Origin of the sequence: Daejeonella sp. JGW-45, from assembly GCF_029360805.1 — a bacterium.
Classification (GTDB): domain Bacteria; phylum Bacteroidota; class Bacteroidia; order Sphingobacteriales; family Sphingobacteriaceae; genus Daejeonella.
This window is the reverse complement of record NZ_JARKNC010000008.1, coordinates 598,028-618,194: the sequence shown is the minus strand read 5'-3', so window position 1 is coordinate 618,194 and position 20,167 is coordinate 598,028. Positions and strand designations below refer to the sequence as shown.

The 20,167-nt window shown below is 40.7% G+C and carries 15 protein-coding genes and 1 tRNA gene; 11 read left to right on the top strand and 5 right to left on the bottom strand.

The genetic code is table 11. The annotated features are described in order from the left end of the window. Positions 1-293 precede the first annotated feature (293 nt). The 6 genes from P2W76_RS12320 to P2W76_RS12295 all read left to right on the top strand — a co-directional run bounded on the left by P2W76_RS12320 (position 294) and on the right by P2W76_RS12295 (position 6,901). Positions 294-376 (top strand) — tRNA-Leu (locus P2W76_RS12320). A gap of 2,048 nt (positions 377-2,424) precedes the next feature. Then, positions 2,425-2,592 carry a hypothetical protein gene (locus P2W76_RS12315; protein ID WP_276348128.1) on the top strand — a complete coding sequence of 56 codons (168 nt, stop codon included), beginning with the start codon at positions 2,425-2,427 and terminating at the stop codon, positions 2,590-2,592. 179 nt (positions 2,593-2,771) lie between these two features. Next, positions 2,772-3,182 carry a plasmid mobilization relaxosome protein MobC gene (locus P2W76_RS12310; protein ID WP_276348127.1) on the top strand — a complete coding sequence of 137 codons (411 nt, stop codon included), beginning with the start codon at positions 2,772-2,774 and terminating at the stop codon, positions 3,180-3,182. After that, positions 3,164-4,408: a relaxase/mobilization nuclease domain-containing protein gene (locus P2W76_RS12305; protein ID WP_276348126.1), complete on the top strand. Its 1,245-nt coding sequence runs from the start codon at positions 3,164-3,166 to the stop codon at positions 4,406-4,408. Before P2W76_RS12310 ends, P2W76_RS12305 begins: the two co-directional genes overlap by 19 nt. A gap of 4 nt (positions 4,409-4,412) precedes the next feature. Continuing rightward, the gene (gene mobC / locus P2W76_RS12300) at positions 4,413-6,422 is read left to right on the top strand and encodes a conjugal transfer protein MobC (RefSeq protein WP_276348125.1); all 2,010 of its coding nucleotides are present in this window, start codon (positions 4,413-4,415) and stop codon (positions 6,420-6,422) included. Positions 6,423-6,463: 41 nt separating this feature from the next. Then, positions 6,464-6,901: a hypothetical protein gene (locus tag P2W76_RS12295; protein ID WP_276348124.1), complete on the top strand. Its 438-nt coding sequence runs from the start codon at positions 6,464-6,466 to the stop codon at positions 6,899-6,901. Between the two features lie 56 nt (positions 6,902-6,957). Here the strand turns inward: P2W76_RS12295 and P2W76_RS12290 are convergent, their stop codons facing one another. Continuing rightward, a complete protein-coding gene (locus tag P2W76_RS12290; protein WP_276348123.1) occupies positions 6,958-7,500 on the bottom strand; it encodes a hypothetical protein in 543 nt (180 codons plus the stop codon). A 316-nt stretch (positions 7,501-7,816) separates the two neighbouring features. Between P2W76_RS12290 and P2W76_RS12285 the strand changes: the two genes are divergently transcribed. Beyond that, entirely contained in the window at positions 7,817-8,287 is a 471-nt protein-coding gene (locus P2W76_RS12285) for a JAB domain-containing protein (protein ID WP_276348122.1), read from the top strand. 6 nt (positions 8,288-8,293) lie between these two features. On the opposite strand, the gene P2W76_RS12280 is transcribed toward P2W76_RS12285, so the two are convergent. From P2W76_RS12280 to P2W76_RS12265, 4 genes are all read right to left on the bottom strand, one after another. Next, positions 8,294-9,355: a DUF1259 domain-containing protein gene (locus P2W76_RS12280; RefSeq protein WP_276348121.1), complete on the bottom strand. Its 1,062-nt coding sequence runs from the start codon at positions 9,353-9,355 to the stop codon at positions 8,294-8,296. A 128-nt stretch (positions 9,356-9,483) separates the two neighbouring features. Continuing rightward, positions 9,484-10,344 carry a chromate resistance protein ChrB domain-containing protein gene (locus P2W76_RS12275; RefSeq protein ID WP_276348120.1) on the bottom strand — a complete coding sequence of 287 codons (861 nt, stop codon included), beginning with the start codon at positions 10,342-10,344 and terminating at the stop codon, positions 9,484-9,486. Beyond that, positions 10,341-11,600 (bottom strand): MFS transporter, encoded by a 1,260-nt coding sequence (locus tag P2W76_RS12270; RefSeq protein WP_276348119.1) that lies wholly within the window; start codon positions 11,598-11,600, stop codon positions 10,341-10,343. The genes P2W76_RS12275 and P2W76_RS12270 overlap by 4 nt, the downstream gene beginning before the upstream one ends. Before the next feature lie 11 nt (positions 11,601-11,611). Next, on the bottom strand, positions 11,612-12,796 hold the full coding sequence (locus tag P2W76_RS12265; protein WP_276348118.1) for a TolC family protein: 1,185 nt from the start codon (positions 12,794-12,796) through the stop codon (positions 11,612-11,614). Positions 12,797-12,890: 94 nt separating this feature from the next. On the opposite strand from P2W76_RS12265, the gene P2W76_RS12260 reads away from it, so the two are divergent. The 4 genes from P2W76_RS12260 to P2W76_RS12245 all read left to right on the top strand — a co-directional run bounded on the left by P2W76_RS12260 (position 12,891) and on the right by P2W76_RS12245 (position 20,009). After that, positions 12,891-13,481: an RNA polymerase sigma-70 factor gene (locus P2W76_RS12260; RefSeq protein WP_276348117.1), complete on the top strand. Its 591-nt coding sequence runs from the start codon at positions 12,891-12,893 to the stop codon at positions 13,479-13,481. 74 nt (positions 13,482-13,555) lie between these two features. After that, positions 13,556-14,797: a FecR family protein gene (locus tag P2W76_RS12255; protein WP_276348116.1), complete on the top strand. Its 1,242-nt coding sequence runs from the start codon at positions 13,556-13,558 to the stop codon at positions 14,795-14,797. Positions 14,798-14,982: 185 nt separating this feature from the next. After that, on the top strand, positions 14,983-18,252 hold the full coding sequence (locus P2W76_RS12250) for a TonB-dependent receptor (protein WP_276348115.1): 3,270 nt from the start codon (positions 14,983-14,985) through the stop codon (positions 18,250-18,252). Positions 18,253-18,329: 77 nt separating this feature from the next. Continuing rightward, complete coding sequence (locus P2W76_RS12245) at positions 18,330-20,009, top strand: RagB/SusD family nutrient uptake outer membrane protein (protein ID WP_276348114.1); 1,680 nt, start codon at positions 18,330-18,332, stop codon at positions 20,007-20,009. The last annotated feature ends 158 nt before the right edge of the window (positions 20,010-20,167 follow it).

The window sequence follows — 20,167 nt, the reverse complement described above, 5'->3', positions numbered from 1 at the left end:
AAAATTTTATGATGTTTGTAGCTCGTTGGGCTTATCTGTAATATATGAGTATGACCAATTAAATGCCCAGCTGGCGGTCCCGATAGCTATCGGGATGGTGGACGCGTCGGTCTCAAACACTAAATTTTTAGACCTGAACAGGTAATCCGTGGATTATTCCTGAGCCACCGGGAGGCAATACGGTAATTTTGCGGGTCACTCAGAAATATCCGGGGGTTATTAATAATTAAAATTTTATTATGTTTGTAGCTCGTTGGAGCTTATTTGTAATATGTAAGCGTGGCCAATGAAAAGCCCAGCTGGCGGAACTGGTAGACGCGTCGGTCTCAAACACCGATAGGAAACTGTGCCGGTTCGATTCCGGCGCTGGGTACCAAGCCGGAGTTAGTTCTAATTTTAGTTCTAACTCCGGCTTTTTTATTCCATAACTTATTGTTAATCTGATAGATAAGGAGGGCTGCGGGGTTCACTTTAGCGGTTCGACCTTCGTTATCAAAAATTGTCCATTTTTCAGGGTAGATCGAACCGATGATATACCTTTTTTGCTCAATACTGCCGTTTTTATATAGTTCTGCTAGCTTTTTGAGCCGGATTAGTGCTTCATCGACTATTGCGCTTAGATCAGTTTTTGCTTCATTATTTTCTTTTAAGTCTTTTAACGACGCTTCAAGTCTGACTATTTTTTCTTCACATTGTGTTTTCATTATTTTGAAATCTTGCGGGTCGATCTCATCGGATAAAAGCATAGCTCTGATTTTTGTGATGAGATTTTGCTGATCTGAAATTTCTGTAATCAGCTTTTTACGCTCAACTTCAAAGTTTTGCCCATTGCCCTTAGTAACATCCAAAATTACTTCCTTGTACAACTCTGCCATGCCAGGTTTGGGTACAAACTTGTGCAAGTCTCTTTCAAACTCTTCATTGACTTCGTGAGCTTTAAATCGTGCTTTGCATGGCGCTTTGCAGTGGTAATAGTAATAACGGCCGGGGCGACCTTTAGATGCGCTACCGGTAAGTACACGGCCACAATCAGGGCAAGTTAGAAATCCTCTTAACGGAAGGGTTAATGGCGTTTCAAGACGAAAGCGCTGCACTTTCTTTCTACCATTAAGTGCATCCTGAACTTCCCAGAACAGTTTTTCACTTATAATTGGAGTATGTTTCCCATCTGACAGAAACAGTTCATTATGTTCATCAGCTGGGACAATGATCTTTCCGCAATACACAGGGTTTCGGATGTTCGCCCAAAAAGTATTTCTTGTACTTTTCAGTCCTCTTTCTTTTGCTAGTCTCCAAACAGCCTCTGTGCCGAACGCCCCTTCGGCGATGGTTTGAAATGCCCATCGCATATGGCTAGCTTCAGGCTCATGAATTTCAATGTATTTGGTTTTATCCTGAACTCGATTGATATAACCAGCCGGTGCCTTTCCCATCCAACGTCCTTCCAGTCTACCTCTTCGCATCCCCACAACTACATTTAAACCCCTTCTTAAATTATCAGCTTCAGCTTGCGCAATGTATACTGCAAGCATGATCCTGCTTTCTGGAATTTTCAAGTCCAGATATTGATCGATGGCGTTTGGATCGATATTTAACGTTGCCAAAATATCGATCATATTATAAGCATTAGCGGTGTTTCGGCTAAATCGATCCCATTTTGTGAACAATATCATGTCGCAAAGTCTACCATTTGTCTTTCTGAGTTCAGATAACATTTGCGTCCATGCCGGTCTACGTTTAAAGGTTTTAGCCGAAAAATCTTCATAGATTACCCGTCCAACCCTAATGTTATTCCGTTCACAATATTCGTGTAGTCGCTGATCTTGATCTCTTTGTGAGAATCCCCGGTCTGCTTGTTCATCAGTACTAACCCGGATGTATAAGAAGGCTACCTTTCGCGTATCAGTCGGTATATTGGTTAGCTTAGACTTCTGTTTAGGCTTGTGCGTTCTTCTGTCTCTATAGTGAAGCAAATTTGTGTTTTCCATCGCAGCTTTATTTGGGTTTTGCTTTTGTAACTATCTGATTAATAGCTAATTTACTAAAATTGTACATAAAATCCAAAATTATTTTTGCTTCTTCAATTGTAACAATTGTTCCATGTTCCCGAAGGATTTCCACCGCCTTTTCTGGTGTCACCGATCGCTTAACTACAATCATAACTCACTTGCCTTTTATTGATAAAGGCAAATGTGTAAGACCGCGATAGAAGTAGAGGGCAACTACAACGGAAGGTCCCTGAAATAAATATGTAGTCTGATTGGGGCAGTTAGGTAGTGGCTTATTAGTAGAACCAACCAAAGTTGGGTTAAAACATTATCAATTCTCAATTTAATTCTGTTAAAGAATTTTACGGACCTTCCGTCATGCTTTCGTGTTCTTACTCCTGATGCTTCTCACTTTTGGCTATCAATTCAGATAGTTATGAAAAATCTTAAAAGCATCCATGAACTTCAGGGCCGGCCTTTCAATGGCAGGGTTCACCTGCGAATAAAGCGTATCAAAACGGAACCCAGGCAAAAGATCCGACAACTTCTCCGATCGTTCGTTCCACTTGATGGTACTGTAACCGACATGAGCGACAAGCAATAAAAATTCGAATAAAAACAGCTTATAAGTAGCAGCCAAAGTTATCTTCTGGAACAGGAGCGTTCAAGCCCGAGGGGGCTTAGCAAAGATGTATTTCCGTATACGGAAATCTCTTTGCCAGGCCTTGTGGCCTGGGCTTCACTCGGAACTCGTGAAGCTTGAACCTCCATAAAAGTTTTGAAATGCCAAGAAAGAAAGCCACTGACCAAGATAGCGTATTAAGCCACCCGATTATCATCCGGGTTTCGAAACCCGTTTTCGACCGCCTTGAAGAAATCCGTAAGGATGGGAATCTGAATAGTATTGGTGAAGTAGCACGACGTATTTTATCCAATCGAAAGGTCAAGCTGTTTTATAAAGATATTTCAATGAACAGCACAATGGAAGAACTAGCCTTAATCCGAAAAGAACTCAAATCTATCGGTATAAATATCAATCAGATTACGCGCAGTTTTAATCAGGATAAAGAAGGTATGCATCGGGCGTATTATGTTTTGAAAGTAGCAGACTTATATAAAGAGGTTGATGTGAAGGTTGACAGGCTTTTAACGATTGTATCAGAACTGGCGGCAAAATGGTTACAAAAATCGTAATAGGTAAGAGTATTCGAGGAATATTGCGCTATAATGAAAGCAAGGTAATAAGCAGCGAAGCTACCCTGTTATTGGCAAATGGTTTTGCAGGGGAGGTTAACCAGATGAATTTTGAGACGAAACTGCAGCGGTTCCAGCATCTGATAGAACTTAAACCTAGTGTGAAGACGAATGCTTTGCATATAACTTTAAATTTCGACGTCGCGGAGAAGCTTGACGAGCATAAAATGCAACAGATTGCTATGAGCTATATGGACCGAGTTGGCTTTGGAGACCAGCCGTATCTAGTTTATCGGCATTGTGACGTTGCCCACCAGCATCTGCATATCGTCACCACCTGTATCCGCAGAGATGGCACATCTATAAACCTGCATAACATTGGGAGGACTCTTTCTGAACCGGCCCGGAAGGCTGTGGAGGAAGACTTTGGTCTGATCAGGGCGGAAAGTAAATCATTTAAGCCCGAGCCAGGAATAAAAGCTGCTGATCCTGAAAAAGCGCTCTACGGTCGCTTGCCTACAAAGAGAGTAATAAGCAACGTAGTAACTGCTGTAATGAACTCCTACAGCTATACTTCACTTGCCGAATTTAATGCAGTGCTCAAGCAATTCAATGTTGTAGCCGATCGCGGTAAAGAAAATACTGAAATGTTCCGGAAGAAAGGACTAGTTTATTTTCTACTGGATCGTAATGGAAATAAGACGGGAGTACCTATAAAGGCAAGCGATTTCTATCATAAGCCAACGCTCCGTAATATCGAAAAGAAATTCGAGACGAATGAGGAAAAGCGACGGCCCCACAAGCGTAGCCTGGCTGCCAGATTAGACCGAATATTCCAAAAGTATAGCCAGCTAACTCAAAATACACTAATAAGCGAACTTAGAAGGAGTGGAATTAGCCTTATCCTCAGGCAGAATGAACAAGGACTTATCTATGGAGCTACTTTTATAGATCATGACAATAAAACCGTTTTCAACGGCAGTGATTTGGGCAAAGCGTATAGCGCTAAAAGTATAACTGAGCGATTAGGAACAACTGACCAGCCGAAAGTTTATCTCAAACCGACCGGACCTCAACGAACTTATTTTAGAGACAAAGAAGAGGCAAACACTTATGTCGAATCAGTTGCTCCAGTCAACTACTTGAAGGACCTGCTTAATAGCCAGCATCCTGATACTTCACCTATGCTACCTAAAAAAAAGAAGCGATTAAATATTAAACGATAATAACATGAATACCGGAGAAGACGTACAAGGATTAAGGAAGATCATAGATTTTACTCGCTTAATAAGTATTTTTATATTATCACTTCATTTTTACCTGTGTTGCTACAAAGCTTTTAGGAATTGGGGTTGGACAGCGGAAATCACTGACCGTATTATCGCCGACATATCCCAGACCGGGTTATTTAGCGACCTCCTCAAACCAAAACTCGTTGCTCTGCTATTTTTGTTCATATCCCTGGTCGGTAATAAAGGCCGAAAGGATGAAAAGATACAGAAGAATGCTATTGGAGCTTACCTATTTACAGGACTGCTATTATATTTTATAAGCGTATTCTGTTTCTATCTGAATTCACAGGCAGTCATGATCGCCATATTATATATCGGTCTCACTTCGCTTGGCTACCTGCTTATCCTTGCAGGTGGAGGCTTACTGTCCCGGCTTATCCGGATTAATTTAAATTCAGATATTTTTAATGCTGAAAATGAAACATTCCCCCAGGAAGAACGGCTTTTGGAAAACGAATATTCTGTTAACCTGCCCGCTATTTATAATTTAAAAGGTAAAAAGCGGAATAGCTGGATCAATTTGATTAATCCCTTTAGAGGAACTCTTATAGCCGGAACTCCGGGATCAGGTAAATCATATTTTGTTATCAGGCATATTATTGATCAGCATATTAAAAAAGGTTTTTCCATGTTCTTATATGACTTTAAATATGATGATCTAAGCAGGATTGCCTATAATAAGCTGCTCAAATACCGAAACAACTATAAGGTAAAGCCTCAGTTCTACGTAATCAATTTTGAAGATCTGAACCGGACACATCGCTGTAATCCACTGGATCCGTCCGGGATGGAGGATATAACCGATGCAACTGAGGCTAGCCGTACTATAATGCTTGGGCTAAATCGAGACTGGATCAGGAAACAGGGAGATTTCTTTGTTGAATCACCTATCAATTTCCTCACGGCTATTATATGGTATTTGCGCAAATATCAAGATGGCAGATATTGTACTCTTCCACATGTGATAGAGCTAATGCAGGCCGATTATGATCCGCTATTTGCCATACTGCAGCAACAGGAAGAGATAAAGGTATTGATCAATCCCTTCGTTTCTGCTTTTCAGAATAAAGCCAAAGAACAGCTTGAAGGGCAGATAGCCAGTGCTAAAATCGGACTTGCCCGACTTTCATCCCCACAACTTTATTACGTACTAAGCGGTAATGACTTTACTCTTGACATAAATAATCCCGAAAAGCCTAAAATCGTTTGTGTGGGAAACAACCCACAAAAACTACAAGTTTATGGTGCCGTGCTATCACTTTATATATCCCGGATGATAAAGCTTGTAAATCGTAAAGGTCAGCTAAAAAGCAGCCTGGTATTTGATGAATTCCCAACTATCTATTTTAATAATATGGACAGCCTTATAGCCACAGCAAGGAGTAACAAGGTAGCTACGGCTCTAGCTGTACAGGACTTTAGCCAGCTAAAAAAGGATTATGGGGCAGAACAAGCAGAGGTTATCACAGGTATTGTTGGTAATATCATTAGTGGTCAAGTTACAGGTGATACAGCAAGGAAGCTATCTGAAACTTTTGGAAAAATCATGCAGGATAGAGAAAGCCGAAGTATCAATAGCTCTGATACGTCCGTTTCAAAATCTACACAACTTGATTATGCTATACCAGCTGCGAAAATTGCTTCATTGTCTTCCGGTGAGTTCGTTGGGATTATTGTTGACAACCCTGATCAAAAAATTTCCTTAAAGATGTTCCACAATGAAATTTTAAATGATCATTTTGCTATTCATAAAGAAGAAAAAGCTTATAATGATATTCCCGTGATAGCAAAGGTTACACCGGAAGACATTCAGGAAAATTATATTAGGATTAAACAGGATATTGAAGAGCTGTTTAAAGACGAACTCAAAAAGCTTGATATAAATATTCCAAAAGATGAGAGCGATCAGGACAATTCTTCCAGTGACCAACGGTTAGTTTCGTTCTAATTGGAAAGTTTTGTATTTTATATTAAATATTAATCTATTGTATGGATATAGGGATAGAGTCAAAAATTAAATATTATGAGGATAAAATAATTGCAGGTGAATTCAATTTAGAAATGAGATTTACAAATTCAATTTCCCAAATGCCAATGCATAAACTTAGAACGGAATTTTCAAGTAATATTGAGGATTATGAGGTTTTATATTTAAATGTGAATAAAGTCGTACAACAACTTGAACATGATGGCGAAAAGCGATTCCCTCAAAATACCTTATTTCTAGATCACTTTACGGTAAGTTTAATAGAATTTATTGAAAGTGGTGAGAAGATAATACCACCCGAAATCGTTTATATTAAGAATGTGTATTGGAAGGTCTTGGATGGGCAGCACAGAATAAGTTTAATGAGATATTTAAAATTAGAGAATGCACCATTTTTAATAAGAAAAAGTGACTTAAATAATGCTGAAGAATTAAAGTGAAAATAAAAATTGCAATTATTATCTTCGAACTGCATGTTTAATCCGCTGTCAGATTTTTAACGCATTGGTGTTAATATTAAGTTTAATATAATTGGAAGTAAGACTACCACGCAAAACACCAAAAAAGCCAAAAATAAAATAAAGCCCAACAGTTTCTGAAACCAGTTAGTCCCCGTTTCTCGCTCAATAGAATTCTTAATGGATTTTTTATTTTCGTAGATATGCTGAACGTCTTTTATGGTTTGCAGTTCTAATTCTCTTTCCTTTTCTATCAATTCCCTAGATAACTTTCTCCAAAGAATTATTTGCTCTTTGAACAGTTGAGTGAATCTTAGAAATAGGTGCTTTTTATCAATTAAGGCAGAATAGATAACTGCTTCATCAACAATATAGTCACTTGATTCTTGTTCGAACGTTACGCAGATTTTATTATTGGTAATTAAACTCTGAATAGCACATGAAAGCTCGCTACATTGTTGACTTGTAGTAGGTTCAAACCATGCATTAACCTCAATCAATGAATCCAACTGGTTATCATCTTCCTCATCGCCGCAAATGTTTGCAATAATTTTGCTCTCCAGGTCTTTGATAATGTTCATAATCCTATTTTTTAAACATCAAATAAATGATCAAAATTGAAACAATTCAATATTGCTATGAAGAAAGCAATATTGTCTTATACTTTGTATATCCCACAATATCATTTTTGCAAGCCAATTCCCGAATTAATATTAATCATTTTGCACGAAATTCGGCCATCGCGGACACAGGTTCGCTCCGCCAAAGTAGTATTAAAAAAATGGGTATCCGCTATCGCGGAGCCTCCACATTTTTTTAATCTCCACTTTGCCTTTAGTCCGCTCTACAGCCGGAACAGCGCCATAATTAATTCTTAACTCTTAAATCAAAGAAATTATGGAAACTGTAAGAAATGTGAATGAAGTGTTCAAGGTTGCTGAAATAACTGTAAGCTATATCCCAAAGATTAGAGCGTCTCAAAGACCTATGGTATCAACCTCTAAAGATGTCTATGAATGTTTTGCAAGCCACTGGGATAATACTCGTATCGAGATGCTTGAGCAATTTAAAATCATGCTGTTGAACCGTGCTCAAAAGGTTTTGGGAATCTTTGAAGTATCAACCGGGGGTATTGTAGGTACAGTTGCTGATCCCAAAGTGATATTTAGCACAGCTTTGAAAGGGAATGCTACTTCAATTATTCTAGCCCATAACCATCCTTCGGGTAATCTACGACCAAGCGAGGCAGATAAACAGTTAACTGCTAAATTATGTAAAGCTGGAAGTTTCCTGGATATAGCTGTGTTAGACCACATAATCCTCACAGCAGAAGGTTATTTCTCATTTTCTGATGAAGGGCTTATATAGCCCTTTTTAATGCATCATATTCATTCCCTTGCTTTTACCCAATTGATTTAATGCACTTCTGAAGCTTTGAGCCAACGTCGCTGCAGGCCCGCTACCCAAATAGTGAAGGAATATCATCCTGGGGTTATCTCCTAGCATATGATTATGAAGTGCAACAACTTCAATGTTATTCGATCGAAGGGACTTAACCACCGCATTGACCTCATGTTCCTGCATAGCAATATCACCGGCTATGTAAGCTTTGTCCATTGATCCTGTAAACGAAGCCCAGGAATTTAAGCCAATAGATGCAGTCATTTCAGCTCCCATAGCGGTTATGGTTAGATCATCCCTTCCAATAGTATACTTTATGGTTGGCCCATTTACTGCTGCCTCATATTTCACTATACTGTTAAGTTGAGTCACGTTGAAAATATCACTTCCCATTCTGGCTGGGGGAGGTCCTGCCGGGGGTTGATTTTTAGGCGAAATTTTGGTCTGTGCTATTGCATTTGCATATTTTTTTGCGAGTTCTTCAGGAGAGCCCATTCCATGAACATGCATATAAAATATCCGCGGTTCTTCATAAAAGAAATGATTGTGTATTGCACTTACTTCCAAGCCATTTGCATGCGCGGCAGATATCAATGGATTCACTTCTTCCTGCAGAAGTACACAATCACTCATTAATACCGCTGATTTTCCGTTTAACGTTTTTTTGATAGAAACCCAGCCCCCAAAACCGAATGGTATAGGTACTGCTTCCCCTTTTAGAGTAATTTTCAAATCGTTTCTTGGCAGAGGTGTTGTATGCGTTGCTTCAGCCTCTTTGTATGTTCCTTTTTTCCCAAGGGCAGACTCAATGGAAGTTATTTCCTGCTGCGTCAAAGGAGGTGTTTTCTTTGCTATTTCAAGAAAGGAAGCGTCGGCTGTTTTTACATCAATGACGCTGGCACCTATAGCCAGAGCGCTTGCTTTTAGCCATGTTCTTCTTGATAATGCTGATATTGGGCTATTTTTCATAATGTCTATTTTCATAAAGATCGCGATTTCCCTTCTTAGGAAAAAGTCCAATTGTGTTTTTGGCACAGCAACGAAATAGTTGCTGTTATTAAAGCCAAAAGCTTTATTGTAGCTGTCTTTAATGGTTGATGTATTTTCATTTTATAATCTTCCTACAAGATTACGACCCCATGAAAACATAAAATAGAAGGTTCTTAACTTTTAGAATCCTTTTTACTTTTTTGAAGGTTTTTTCTGTAAGTGGCTGGATTTAAACCTGTTTGTTTTTTAAATATCCGCGTGAAATGGCTCTGATCCGAAAAGCCTGTTAGGTAAGCTATTTCGGTCAGGTTGTGATCACTGTCTTCCATTAGCTGACAGGCTTTTTTGATCCGCAACTTGCGCATATAATCGCCAAACGTAAGATTGTCAAAATGCTTCGAAAACTCGCGTGAGAGATAAGCCGGGTTGATTTCCAATTCTTCGGATGCTTGCTGCAAGCTTAGAGTCATGTTGGTATCCAACTGATCCTGGATCATTTCTTTGAGCGACTTCGCCCAGGCTGGGGTTCTGCTGCCTTTTTCTTGCTTTAAGTATTGGTGGTAAACCTGTAGTAACAGCTGCTCGACGGAATCTCCCTGAGTATGCTTCTTTTTAAACAGATGTTGGGCCCAGCTATAAAGGCCGTCATAAATAATTAGTCCGAGGTCCAGCAAATCCCGGTCACTCGTACTGTTGTAAGCTAATCCTGAAAAAATTGCTTCAAGCCCCGCAGCCTGTGGAGCGAAATCGTGACGATCAGTATCGGCTCCGCGTACTATGGCCGCGATGCGATGAAGAGCCGGATCTTTCAGCTGATGCTTTTTAAGAATGTAATCGAAGGTGCATTGATCCTCATAATGGCTATATTCTACTCCGGGTAAATCAAAAGGAATAGCACCGGTTTGTTGAGCAATCAATAATACCTGATCGTATGGCACGTAAATAATTTCCGCATTTGCATCTACAAAGCGTTTGATCAACCAGGGACAGGCGATGCGATCTATTTTTGGATGTTCTCTAGTGATCCATTTCATAACTTTTTCAGTTTGGTACGATCCCGTCTGTTTGACAGGACTAATACCATGGCTAATAATACTAATGAAACTATACCGCCAATCAAAAAGTCATATCCCTTGTAGTGGCTGCCTGCAAATCCCGCAATCGGGTAGGCGAAAGCCCACCATAAATGCGAAAAAGCGAAGTGAGACCCGTAGACTTTTCCCTGCTCATTTTTGCTGATAGTTTCACCGATCAGCGTTTCGGTCGGCATTTCAGCAAAACTCTGCCCCAGCCCAGCAAATACCCACAATATCAGCATAAGTTCGTATCCCACAAAATTCGTGAAACAGATGGCTGTAGCCAGCAGTGTTGCCCCAGCGATCAGGGATACCCGGCGTGTTTTGGTGCGATCAAGGCTTCCTGCTGTAAAGGCAGCCACACTAGCTCCTATGCCGAAGGCCCCCATGACCCACCCGTAATGGCTATCCGTTAGCCGGAGCCCTGACTTCACGTATCCCACAGAATTGACCAGAATATGTGCTCCGGCTATTGAGGTAACTAACTCAATAAATAAGCCGAATCGGATTAGGGGTTGGCCAAACAGTAGTTTAATACCTTTCGCCACATCCTGCCAGCCAGTAAGAGCCGGCTGTGCATGATTCCCGTTCCTGTTGATAGCCGCGGCTGGTAAAGCAACTATGAGTAATGCCGCGATGATAAACGTAAGGGCATCGATGTAAAAAATCTCTCTTGGGCCGAACCAAACGGCAAAAATTCCCGCCAGTCCGGGGCCCAATACTCCCAATAGTTGAAAACTCGCGGTAGATAGCCCGATTGCCTGCCGGTATTGACCGCTGGGACTGACCTGCGGTATTACCGATTGATAGGTGGGCGTAAAAAAGGCATTGAACACGTTGAGCAAAAACACCAATCCGTAAATTTGCCATTCAGCGGTAACGAAAGGAAAACAGGCAACGATCGCCATGCGCAGAAAATGCGTGATGTATAAAATCTTCTTTCGGCTCAATCGGTCTGCCAAAGTGCCTGCCAACGGGGAAAAGATTATAAATGCAGTAACACGTAAGGTAAGCGCAGTAGCCATGATAACCGATGATCGCTCCGGCCCGAACTGATAGGACAGCAAAGCAAGTCCCAGCCAAGTAAAGGCATCGCCGAGCATGCTGATAGCCTGGGAAAAGAAAAGCGTTGCAAATACCCGGCTCCTGAGCACGGTAAATGAACTGCCCAGCTCTTTTAGCCAGTTTCGGTTGAAAGATAAGGAGGGGGACATTAATAGATGGGTTAATTGGTCGTAAGTTTGAATTTGTACAACCTTGCAATAGCTTTATGATATTCTGCTTCAAGTTGTAAATATCTTGAATAAGAGTCAAAATAAAACCGTTCGTCTTGTGCATACTGTATAATTGTGATTTGCCCGTATTGAAGAGCTTTGTCCAGTAATACCGCATTGTTCAGAGACGAAAGCAATCTACGATATTCTGCCATTGCGTTTTTGCGAACCTCAAGCTGATCAAAATACTGTTTGTTTTCAAGCTGATGTTCTAATCGATGGTTTATAGCACTGAAGTTGGCGTAATTCAAGTTTGCTTCTGCCGCTTTTATCCGGTTCTTATTTTCCCAAAGTGGAATGCTAATTCCTCCATGAACTCCTTTATAACTCTGACCAAGGATTCCCTGATAATGATATCCGGTTTCGATCTTCGGAAGATTCAGCCGCTTTTGAACGGTTATCTGCTGCTGCCTGATGAGCTGTTCCTGTTCATAAACTTGCAAAATAGGATCATTCTTTTCTATTAGGCTATCCAACGTTTTAAAGTCAGGAACTTGAGCGACAATAGGATAGATTGTATCTGTAAGGGTCACATCCATACCACCGTTAAGCTCTTTTAACCGTGTAAGAGTCTGTCTGATCGTGTTGTCATTCAGCATCACGTCCTGTTGAATATTCAGCAGCTGTAACTTCGCCTTATTTACGTCGAGAATAATCGCATCTCCCTTATCAAGTTTCTTTTGATAGTCTGAAACCAAAGCTTGTGTACGGGCAAGCCTGCGTTTTAGCTCAACCGCCTGCTTGTTGAGGTAGATGAGTTCCAGCGCCTCCAATTTCGCGTTTAGCAAAATGTCCAGTGTAAAGACGCGATGCTGAAGATCGGATTGAATGGATTGTTGATCTGACAGTTTTCTTTTACTGCTGTAAACCGTCGGGAAATCCAGTTGTTGAGTAATTGTAAAATCACGCTGGTTTCCCGCACCTGCCGGTGTACCTGAAAGATAATCGTACTCTACTTTCGGATCATAGGGTGTAAGCCCGGTTTTAAATTCGGCCTTTCTTGCGAGTTGATATTCCCGGTTGGCCTGTATGGCCTTATTGTTTCTGCTTACCTGCGCCAGAAGACTGTCTATCCCCGTTTGGGAATAGACAGTTGTGCTTATCAGCAGGCAATACAAACTAATTATCAATTTCATCAAAATTATCCAGAGTTTTAACTAGCTGTTCCAACTTATTGGAATCGGGCCTGTCGAATGATGATGTTAATATTATATATTTGTTTACGTACTGATGAGGTCTTACACCGTACATACGAAAGAATTATTACATCTTCTTGCTGAGGGCGATGAGAGCGTGTTGAAATCCTTATTTAAAATTTATAGAGATAAGTTATTCGCCTATATCTTTAAAATAACCAAATCCAGGGAAGCATCCGAAGAAATTGTAATGGATGTATTTATGAAGCTCTGGCTGAGCCGTAATCTGGCTACGGAAATTGAAAATTTCGAGGGCTTTATCTTCAAAGTAGCCTGCAATAAGTCGCTTGACTTTCTTAGAACGGCAGCTAAAGACAGGAAGCTGGAAGAATTGGTGTGGTATGAGATACAGGCAGCAAGCGACAGTGAGAGTGATCAAAATCTTAATTTACGGGAGTTAAAGCACACCATTGATACACTGGTGCAGAAACTGCCAAAACAGCGTCAGGCTGTATTCCGCTTAAGCCGTGAGCAAGGTATGACTTATGATCAAATAGCCTGTCATTTACATTTGTCAAAAGGCACGGTTAAAAACCACATGCTTGACGCAATCCGCTTTATGCGTCAGAATTTAAATGCTCCTGCAGACTCGCTCCTGGTAATATTAATTCTTTGGGTAAAATAATTTAATAGCCGCTAGGCCTGACTTCATTTTTTCTCGTCTTTTATTTGGTTGCTAAAGTAAAAGGCAGCCTGAAAATGCCAGAGGAAAGACTAGATTATTTATTTCAAAAGTACTTAAGCAATTCTTGTTCACGCGAAGAACTGAAAGAACTCCTGAGGTTAGCAGACCGGTCGGACATGGAACCTCATATCCGGAGTTCATTAAGACATCTCTGGAACGAGATACCTGCCGATAAGTCGCATACTGAAGAAGAATGGGATCTTATTTACCATTCATTTATGAAATCTGTAGACAGTACTTCTGCACAAGCTTCGGGTGAAAGTGATCAGTCTTCTTATCATAAGCTTTTAACAAAGAAGAAAACAAGGTCACATTATATAGCCGGGGCCGCCGCTGCCGCCATCTTTATTTTGGTATCTATAGGGACTTACTTTTTTTATGATAAAAGCGATACTCAATTTAAAAGTGTTCAAAGTAAACCTGTTCAAGACATCGGTCCGGGAAGAAATAAGGCGATATTAACACTGTCGGATGGCTCCAAAATTATACTGAATGATGCCAAAAATGGAGAAGTAGCCAGACAGGCAGGTATCAGCGTGATAAAAGCCGATGACGGCCAATTAATTTATACAATTTCCGATGCAGGATCAGCTGCAGATAATGAGGAGGTGGGATACAATACTATTGAAACTCCGCGGGGCGGACAGTATCAGGTTAACTTACCTGACGGATCCAGGGTTTGGTTAAACGCGGAATCATCTCTCATTTATCCTACCCGGTTTAAAGGGAATGAACGAAAGGTAGAAGTTTATGGCGAGGCTTATTTCGAGGTGACATCGAATAAGTTGATGCCTTTTCGGGTAAAAAGCCGGAATCAATTGATAGAAGTATTAGGAACCCATTTCAATGTAAATGCGTATAAGGATGAGCCTGTAGTAAGAACAACTTTAATAGAGGGGCTTGTATCTATACAGTCAGATAGCTCTACCGGGTTAGAGAATAAAGTGTTAAAACCAGGACAGCAGTCGCTTGTAGGGAAAAATGAAATAAAAATTCAGGAAGCTGATATAGAGATAGTTACTGCGTGGAAACATGGAGATTTTGTATTTAAAGAGGAAAGTCTGGCAAGTATCATGCGGAAAGTTTCTAAATGGTATGACGTCGATGTGTCATATGAAAAAGGGATTAATGAAAATTTAATATTTAGTGGACTGGTTTCTCGTTCAAGAAATATATCTGCAATTCTGAGCAACATGGAATTGACGGGAAAAGTTCACTTCAAGATAGAAGGAAGGAGGATTATTGTTATGCCTTAAACGTTACTTTTTTTAAGGTATCCAAAAGGCCAGAAGTGGTGGAACACTCCCGGCCAGGTCTGGGTATCTGTTGAATAAATCGCGTGTACAACTTACCAAACCAACCCAAAACAACCAAATGTATGAAATTTTACATGATTAATTTGCCTGAGATCGCTCGGGTAAAAAGCAAAACATTGCTGATTATGAAACTCACTATTGTTTTGACACTTTCAGTCCTATTGCAGGTAAATGCAGCTGGATATGCTCAGAAAATTACTCTTTCTCAAGAATCAATAACTCTACAAAAGCTATTTAAGGAAATTAGAAAGCAAAGCAAATACGACTTTCTATATGATGCGAGTATTATTCAGAAGAGACAGCGTATTGATATAAATGTTAAAAATGCCACAATAGAGCAGGTTTTAGATGAATGTCTTAAGGGACAACCCTTAACGTATGCTATTGCAGATAAATTTATAGTAATTAAAGAGAAAATATTAAAACCAGATTTCTGGGTGCAGCCTAAAGCGATAGATGTGCAGGGGAAAGTAACTGATGAGAAAGGCGTGCCTCTTCCGGGGGCATCGGTGGAAATAAAGGGTAGCAATACTGCAACAAGTACCAATGTTAATGGAGAATTTACATTAAAGGGCATCGATGAAATGTCTGTACTGGTGGTTACTTATCTCGGGTTTGTAACCACGGAGTTTGCTGTTAACAATCAACGCAGCGTGAGTATAATTCTGAAAGAAGATTTGCAAAACCTTAGCGAGGTGGTGGTTGTGGGTTATGGCACGCAAAAGAAAAGTGATCTGACAGGGTCAGTAGCCAGAATCACGATGAGTGATAAGGCCACGCTGGCAAACGTAAACCTTTTCCAGGCATTAGTTGGAGCCGCAGCAGGGGTGAATTTGGAAGGAAGAGGTGGTGCCGCAAGCGAGCCAACTCTTTCGGTAAGAGGTAAAACTTCCTTATCTGCGTCAGATCAGCCTTTAATTGTGCTTGATGGGGTGATTTATAATGGGAGTATATCTAATATCAACATTAATGATGTGGAGACGATCGATATCCTGAAAGATGCTAGTTCTGCTGCTGTATATGGATCAAGATCTGCCAACGGAGTAATGCTTATTACCACCAAAAAAGGTAAAACAGACAAGCCGGTTATTTCATTTAACAGCTATGCTGGTTTTCAGGACATGACTAACAACTCCATGAGAGTTATGAACGGTGATGAGTTTGCCGTAAGGCTAGCTGACTGGGATTGGCAAAGTAAAGTATATGCGTGGTATAAAACTAATCCTACCAGTGCCGTAGGTCGTCCTCAAAGACCGGATGTAACAAACCGTGCGACGGTGGCATCATATCTTAAGACACTTGAAGAGCAGGAAAATTATTTGGCAGGAAGGGAGATAAACTGGGTGGACGAAGTTCTGCAAACCGCACCAATGCAAAACTATAACCTTAGCCTGCAAGGAAGATCTGAAAGAACTACCTACTACATTTCCGGATCTTATACTGATGTAGAAGGAATTCAGCTCAACGACAGATTAAAGCGGATTACACTTCACAATAATTTGGAAAGTCAGGTAAGCGACTGGCTTACTGTTGGAGTAAACGCTTCTTATTCTTCAAGAGACAATTCCGGTATATCCGCTAGTCTCGCCAATGCAAGGATAGCTAGTCCGCTCGTTAACAATTATATAGGAAAACCCAATTACGATATCTATCTCGGGGGAGAGCTATTTCAGCCCTATCCTTTGGTTAACCTTTTTATAGACAATTCTGATATCAGCAATGAGCTGTTTGCTGTGGGAACTGCCAGAGTAACCGTACCCTGGGTTAAGGGTTTGAGATATGAGTTTAATTATTCAAATATATATTCAACCCGTAACAATAACACATTCAACACAAGCAGTACTCCGGCGGGTGTTGCAAATAGAGGACTTGCGGTCAAAGTGCCAAGCGAGGCAAGAGACTGGACTCTTAATAATATAGTTACCTATCAGCGCGAATTTGGTGACCACCAGGTAAATTCAACCTTGCTTTTTAGCAGGGAGGGAAGAAAAGGAAGTCAATCAGAGCTTAATGCTTCTGGTTTTGACAATGAAATATTGGGTTATAACAATGTCGGCTTAGCTGAGGTGGCAACGGTAGGATCTACAGCATATGAAGAAAGTAGTCTCTCCTACATGGCAAGGGTTAATTATAGCTATTTGTCTCGATATATGTTTACAGCCACAGTTCGCCGAGATGGTTTCTCCGGATTCGGACCTGGAAATAAGTGGGCAACATTCCCATCGGCGTCTGTTGCATGGGTAGCTACCGAAGAGCCTTTCCTGAAAGATATGGGCTTCTATTTGAAATTAAGAACCTCTTACGGTAAAAACGGGAACCAGGGAATTGGAAGATATTCAAGTTTGTCAAGAATGGGCACAAGATACTATGTGTACGGACAATCAACCGCTATCGGTCTTTTTCCAAACACATTGGGTAATGAAGATTTAGCCTGGGAAACCACAGCATCTTATAACGGCGGGTTAGATTTCGGATTTCTTAAAAACAGAATCACGGGGTCATTAGACCTTTATACTGCGAATACTACAGACGTACTTGTTCAACGGCAGCTCCCCAGAACTGCAGGTTACGCCTCTATATGGACGAATATAGGCGGAATCAAAAACAAAGGAATTGAACTCGATCTTAAAACTATTAACCTAAACGGAGCCTTAAGATGGGAAAGCAATTTTACGTTCGCCCTAAACCGTGATAAGATCAGTAAATTATACGGAGGGGAAAACGATAATGATATTGGTAACTCATGGTTTGTGGGAGAGCCTATCAGCGCTATTTACGACTACGAAATGGCTGGAGGCGTATGGACCGAAGAGGAGTTTTTTAACAGACGGACGCTGACAGGCTGGTATCCCGGCCAATTTAGATATGTTGATCAAAATGGCGATGGCTCGATTGAACCCACTAATGACAGAACAGTTATCGGATACGAGTCGCCAAGCTACCGCTTTAGTATAAACAATTCCCTCACTTATAAGAATTTCTCACTATCGGTGTTTATTAATTCGATTCAAGGTGGAAAAAATCGCTATATGGCAAACAATGCCTTGATTATCAATCCATTATTCTATTTTCCGGAGAGACACAATAACTCTGCAATTAACGCATATTGGACGCCTGAGGCTCCAACGACTAACACTACCGGGATTTATAACGTTCCTCTTCGTCAAAGCGGGGTGTACCAAAGCAGAAGTTTTGTCAGATTGCAGGATGTTTCGATTGGCTATTCTTTCGGAAAAAGCTTGTTAGAGAAGGTAAATCTGAGATCAGCACAGGTTTATTTATCAAGTAAGAATCCTTACGTGTGGACTAATTGGGATGGCTGGGATCCGGAAATCGGGATCAGCGATACCCCTATGATGAGAAACTTGATTTTCGGTTTAAATATTAGTTTATAAAGCTCTGTTAACTAATTGTTATGTATTCTAAGACTAAAAACATGAACTATAGCATAAAAAAACTAAGCTTGAAATGCTTGGCAATTCTGATTGCGTTATTTACAGTTACCTCCTGTAGCGATAGTATTCTTGATGAGAAACCACTTGATTTTTTATCGCCTGATAATGCTTATCTTACCGAAGCAGGTGCGCAACAGGGTATTACAGCAATCCACGACCGCGTTCGCTCGGCGTATTATTCGTTTGGCGAGTTTGGTGTAATGAATTGGGCCACACACGGATCTGATCTTGGATATAATGGCGAGACCCCTGCGGCGGGAGGCGTATATCTCAACTCGTATGAAGATATGACTCCTGTGTGGAGAAACGTAGTTGATACATGGAATGTAGGGTTTCAAGTTATTCAATGGGCTAATGTGTTGATAGACAGAATGGAGAACGCTGATCCAGCCGCCTTCCAGGGTGGAGAAGCCGGTAAAAATAAATATATCGCTGAGGCCAGATTTTTCAGAGCTTTTTCATACCGTTACCTGGTTTCAACTTACGGCGATATTCCCCTTCTAACTGAACCAGTTAAAACAGCCAAAGCAGATTTTATTAGAAATCCCGTTGCAGATATTCATAATCTGATGGTTGAGGATTTCAAATTTGCAGCTGCAAACCTACCCAGACCCGGACAAGAAGATGCCCCGGGAAGAATTACGCAAGGGCCAGCCTGGCATTATCTGGCAGAAACATATCTGGAACAGGGAAAAGCTCAATTAGCGGTTGAAGCATCATCAAAAGTAATTAACGACTACAATTATAAGTTGATGGATCGCCGTTTCGGAACCAGGCTTGCCAAAGATGTGTTTGGAGCAGGCGATGCATTTTTTGATCTGTTTGGATATGGAAACCACAACTTAGCAGAGAATACAGAGTCAATGTGGGTGATTCAGGTTGAACCATTTATTACCGGCGGGGGACAGATAGCAAGTGCTTATATCTATGGGCCTCGTTATTTTGATATCGGACTTACACCCGATGGAAAGAAAGGTATTCGCGGTGAATTATTTAATGGTTTGTATACGGGATATTCTGATACTTTAGGCAGACCTACAGCAAATGGCCGGGGAACGAGCCTTGTTTATTATAATATCTGGAAGAATAATTGGAATAACGATACTCGAAATGCTGAGCATAACCTGAAAAGGAATTTCTACTATGACAATCCGGAATCTGCTTATCACAAGAAGAAGATCGATTTCAACTTGTATAATCCCAAACGACCCAATCCACTTGCAGATACAACTAAGATTATTTTTCCAATCCATACCAAATTTACAGACCCGCTCAACTACTTCTTGCAGCCTAACAGATCGGGCGGTGGTATTACACATAAAGATTGGTATGCATTGCGCTTTGCAGAAACCTTGCTTTTGCGGGCTGAAGCCTATTTGGGAGTCGGCAATACAGGACTAGCAGCAGAAGATCTAAATAAAGTTAGGCGGCGGGCAAACGCAACTCCTGTTTTAGCCGGCGATGTTAATATTGATTATATTTTAGATGAACGCGCAAGAGAACTTTATGGAGAAGAATGGAGACTCATCACATTAAGACGTACAAATAAGCTTATTGAAAGGGTGTTGAAATACAATGATAATCCACTTTGTCCGGGTGCGTTTATTAAGCCCCATAATTTCCGCTGGCCTATTCCGCAGCAACAGATCGATCTGAATGTGGGGGCAAAATTTCCACAGAATCCAGGATACTTATAGCAGGTAGATGCTAATTCTGGTAGTGCTGAGTGATTAAGTTCTCTCTTCTTTATAATACCCGGTTTATCGGTTTTTTAGACAACTGATAAACCGGGTTTTAGAATCCTAAAGTGCCGTGGCAGACAAGGGACTCGCAAGGGGAAGTGGTTTATTGAATC

Bases quoted from the DNA above. Each gene is read 5' to 3' on its own strand.
- mobC (WP_276348125.1), top strand. From the start codon at position 4,413: ATGAATACCGGAGAAGACGTACAAGGATTAAGGAAGATCATAGATTTT.
- P2W76_RS12265 (WP_276348118.1), bottom strand. From the start codon at position 12,796: ATGAAATTGATAATTAGTTTGTATTGCCTGCTGATAAGCACAACTGTC.
- P2W76_RS12250 (WP_276348115.1), top strand. From the start codon at position 14,983: ATGAAACTCACTATTGTTTTGACACTTTCAGTCCTATTGCAGGTAAAT.
- P2W76_RS12255 (WP_276348116.1), top strand. From the start codon at position 13,556: ATGCCAGAGGAAAGACTAGATTATTTATTTCAAAAGTACTTAAGCAAT.
- P2W76_RS12275 (WP_276348120.1), bottom strand. From the start codon at position 10,344: ATGAAATGGATCACTAGAGAACATCCAAAAATAGATCGCATCGCCTGT.
- P2W76_RS12295 (WP_276348124.1), top strand. From the start codon at position 6,464: ATGGATATAGGGATAGAGTCAAAAATTAAATATTATGAGGATAAAATA.
- P2W76_RS12290 (WP_276348123.1), bottom strand. From the start codon at position 7,500: ATGAACATTATCAAAGACCTGGAGAGCAAAATTATTGCAAACATTTGC.
- P2W76_RS12270 (WP_276348119.1), bottom strand. From the start codon at position 11,600: ATGTCCCCCTCCTTATCTTTCAACCGAAACTGGCTAAAAGAGCTGGGC.
- P2W76_RS12305 (WP_276348126.1), top strand. From the start codon at position 3,164: ATGGTTACAAAAATCGTAATAGGTAAGAGTATTCGAGGAATATTGCGC.
- P2W76_RS12310 (WP_276348127.1), top strand. From the start codon at position 2,772: ATGCCAAGAAAGAAAGCCACTGACCAAGATAGCGTATTAAGCCACCCG.
- P2W76_RS12315 (WP_276348128.1), top strand. From the start codon at position 2,425: ATGAAAAATCTTAAAAGCATCCATGAACTTCAGGGCCGGCCTTTCAAT.
- P2W76_RS12260 (WP_276348117.1), top strand. From the start codon at position 12,891: ATGAGGTCTTACACCGTACATACGAAAGAATTATTACATCTTCTTGCT.
- P2W76_RS12285 (WP_276348122.1), top strand. From the start codon at position 7,817: ATGGAAACTGTAAGAAATGTGAATGAAGTGTTCAAGGTTGCTGAAATA.